The organism is Thermomicrobiales bacterium (assembly GCA_041390825.1).
GTDB lineage: Bacteria > Chloroflexota > Chloroflexia > Thermomicrobiales > UBA6265 > JAMLHN01.
In genome coordinates this window covers 1-3,502 of record JAWKPF010000092.1, presented here as the reverse complement: position 1 = coordinate 3,502, position 3,502 = coordinate 1, and the positions used below count along the sequence as shown (strand labels likewise).

Annotated in this window: 3 protein-coding genes; 2 read left to right on the top strand and 1 reads right to left on the bottom strand. The window is 63.4% G+C overall.

Translation table 11 applies throughout. The features are described 5' to 3' along the window. Positions 1-1,509, bottom strand: a 1,509-nt coding sequence (locus R2855_20140; GenBank protein ID MEZ4533317.1) for a hypothetical protein, incomplete at its 3' end; no start/stop codon positions are given. A gap of 407 nt (positions 1,510-1,916) precedes the next feature. Here R2855_20140 and R2855_20135 point away from each other — a divergent pair. Next, on the top strand, positions 1,917-2,381 hold the full coding sequence (locus R2855_20135; GenBank protein MEZ4533316.1) for a hypothetical protein: 465 nt from the start codon (positions 1,917-1,919) through the stop codon (positions 2,379-2,381). A 69-nt stretch (positions 2,382-2,450) separates the two neighbouring features. After that, a partial coding sequence (locus R2855_20130) for an amidohydrolase family protein (protein MEZ4533315.1) occupies positions 2,451-3,502 on the top strand: 1,052 nt, incomplete at its 3' end.

Genomic DNA, 3,502 nt, shown 5'->3' with positions numbered 1-3,502 from the left:
CGTGCGATCGCCGGGGCCGATCTCCCGCGTGTCATTCACGCCATTGTTCTCGGTCATCCCGAGGTATGCGGCGACCGCGCCGGTGGCGGAATCGAGATCGAGCGGTTCTCCCTCAGCACGCGCGAGCTTGAACTGGGACATATCGAGCACAGCCGGGCTGGAACCAGGGTTCGTGACGTCGACCGTCACGACCACCCAGCGTTCGTCCTGCAACGGGCCGAGCGTCAGATCGGGCAGTGATGCGCCCATCTGGAGATCGGTGATCTCGAAGTCGAGCACGCCGGTGTTTTCGGCGGGCGCCTGGGTTGGCTCGATGATGTCGCCCGGTGTTTCGGTCGCCTCGTCTTCCGGAAGCGCGTTTTCACTGGCTGCAGGTTCATCCGCGCCAGCCGGATCCGTGGTTGGCTCGGTCGCCGGAGCTTCCGTTGCATCCGGCGGGGCAATCACTGGCGCGTTGGTTGCCGCCGGTTCGTCCTGGGCAGCGTTCACATCAGTGCCGGGCGGATCGGTTTCACCGCCGCCGACGCCAAGGGCCACCGCAGTCTGCTCAGCGGGCGAGTAGGTCGGTTCGGCCTGCGTGGAACTTGGACCGCTGGCGACGTCCGAATCGTCTTCGGTGACAGGAGTCTTCGTCGGCTCAGGGACCGCAGTTTGCCTGGGTTCGGTCGTTGGTTCCTGCGTCGGGGTTCCTGGTGGCAACTCGGCCACGGTCTGAATCTCGGGAGTGTTGTCTTCGAACCGATCGCGAATTGCGGAGTACTCGGGCAGGAGCCCACCTTGCCAGGCGGCGATTCCGGCGATCGCCAGAAAGAGGGCGGCAAAGCGCATGGCCCAGGCGCGGCGATTGCGGCGTTCGCGGTTATCCATGCCGTCGAGCGGCTTGAGATTCCAGTCGTTCTGGCGCGGAATGACATTTGCCGCAGGGTCGACCGCGCCGGCCGCCAGTTGAGGCGTGCCGGACCAATCCGGCATGGGATCGGGCGGTGGGGCGATTGGCGGAAAATCATCGTCATCGAGAGCGGCATAGACCGGGAAGGGGGGCAGTGGATCGACCGGCGCCGGGCTATGCTTGCGCCCATAGGGCGCGGGGCGCGCCGGAATGATCGGTTCGTCATCGAGGAACATGCTCGAATCCCAGGTCGGGTATTCGGGCTCATACCGTTCTCTCGGAGTGAGCACATCGACCAGTTCGGCGGCGGCCAGACGCCCCTCGCGCACAATGATCGTGATCGATTCGGGGAGCCGCTGCCCGGGAGTGAGCACTTGCAATCCGACATTGCCGGTGCGGCGCATGGTTGGTGGCGCATAGAGCCATTCGTGCCGGATATCGAGCGCGACCGCCCCGCCGCGGATGAGCGCCAACCGCTCGTTCGTGACGACCAGGAGGCAGGCGAGATCGGTGTCACCACCCGCGACGAGGATCTGCCCCTCCCAGAGAATGCCTTCGGCCTGGAGTTGGCGCCAGGCGCTGCCGCGGGGGCGGCCAACGATGGGCAAGTCGTCTGACATGGGTGAGTCCCTCTCGAGCGGTTCAGCATCCGCGCGTTCCAGCAACACGCGCGGTAAACGGGTTTTGGTTTCCGGTGACCGTTGGGGGGACGGGGAACCGGCTCGGGCGGGGGCTGTGACAAGCCGTGACAATCAGGCATACGTACACAGTGTACGTACAGTCTAGCACAGGGACGTCTACCGGTACGAGGGTCTGCAAGCAGGGAATTTCCTGAGACAGACTGGACGAGCTTCGGTCAGAGTCCAGGCCAACGCTTCCAATCGTCGTGGTCGATGCCCTGAACCTCAAGAGGTGAGTGCCAGATCGTTCTGGGGACCGATCTGGCGTTTTGTGAAACGAATCACAAGCGCAATGCGTTCTGATCTCCAGAGGGAATGCACGAGCACATGCTGGGGTGCGAGATCAGATGGACACACAACGATTCGACGCGCTGACCCGGGGGTTCGGCACGCGCGCTACTCGGCGGGAGGCTTTACGCTGGATCGGGGCTGGTGTCCTGGGTTCGCTCGGTTTTTCTCGTGTAGCGACCGTTGCCAGGGCGCAAGCGGAACCGGGGACCTACGGCGATCCGTGCGAACCGGTGGACGGCAGCTGTCAGGCACCGTACACCTGCTTCGAGGCGATATGCGATCTTCCTCGCGGTTGCGTGGGCAACGGGCAACCGTGTGTGGACGACTTTCCGTGCTGCGCCGATGAAGGACTTACCTGTGTCGAGGGCATTTGCTCGATAGCCACCGAAACGAGCTTGCCCGCCACCGGGATTGGGATTCCACACGATACTGAACGCGTTGCGGGATTGGCGCTTGCCGGGGCGGCGGTGCTGGTCGCGGGCAAGCTGATCCGTGACAAGGAACGCGATCCGGAGCTGTAGTGTCGACATGCGCGGATTCGCGCTAGCTGCTCATCTGCACCAGGCGTTCGCTCAATTCCGGAGATGCCGATGATCGTCGATGCCCATGCCCATATCTTTCCGCAGCTTGCCGGGGCGAGCGGCTACCCGTCGGAAGCGGATCACCGGCGGTTTCTTCAGCTCTACATCGCCACGCATGGGGAACCGGTCTATCGGCTGCGGGATTCGGCGATCGTGCCGGAGGCGGCATCGGTACTCTTTTCGGGGAAACTCGATTCGCTCGATCGGCTCAACGACGATGCCGGTTTTCGCGTTGGACGCTGCGGGCGATTCGAGTGGGAGTTCGAGGGCGAGACGCACTATCGCTCGTTCCTGCCGCCTTCCTTACAAGATATGGTGGCGCCGGTCGACTTTCTGCTGCAGTCGATGGCGCGTGCTGGTGTCGACTTCGCGGTGCTGCAGAACGCTGGTCTCTATGGGCGACTGAATGCCGAATTCGCCGAAGCGGTGCGGGCGCATCCAGGGAAGCTCATCGGGCTGGCGGACGCGCGGCCATCCGAAGCGCACACTGCCGATGAATGTGCCCGGCTCACGCATGCCGTGCAGGAAATGGGGCTGCGCGGCGTCTATTTCGCCAACCGCGGATTCATCACCGGCGGGTATCTCCATGCCATCGACGATCCCGCGCTCGCTCCCTATTGGGAAACCGTGCGCTCATTGGGAATTCCGATCTACTGGGAAATCCTTGGTGTGCCGATGCCAACACCGGAGACCTATCTCGGCGAGCTCGACCGGCTCGATCGATGGCTGCAGCGGTATCCGGATATCCCGTGCGTGCTGACACATGGGTTCGCACCCGAGCTGCTGGATGGGACGATTCCCGATCCGGTGCGGAGTCTGCTGGGGCGTGAGAACCTGATGGTGGAGCTGCTCTATCCCATCCACTGGGGACGGTTGCACGACTATCCGTGGCCGGAGTTGCGTCCAGTCATCGAACAACAACTTCGCCTGGCGGGCGCCTCGCGTCTGGTCTGGGGTTCGGACATGCCGAATGTCGAGCGCAACTGCACCTATCGACAGTCACTGGAATATCTGCCGCGGATACTGGGCGATGTCATTCGACCTTCAGAGCTGGGTGCGAT

Excerpts from the sequence above, each read along its gene's own strand:
- R2855_20135 (MEZ4533316.1), top strand. The coding sequence starts at position 1,917 with ATGGACACACAACGATTCGACGCGCTGACCCGGGGGTTCGGCACGCGC.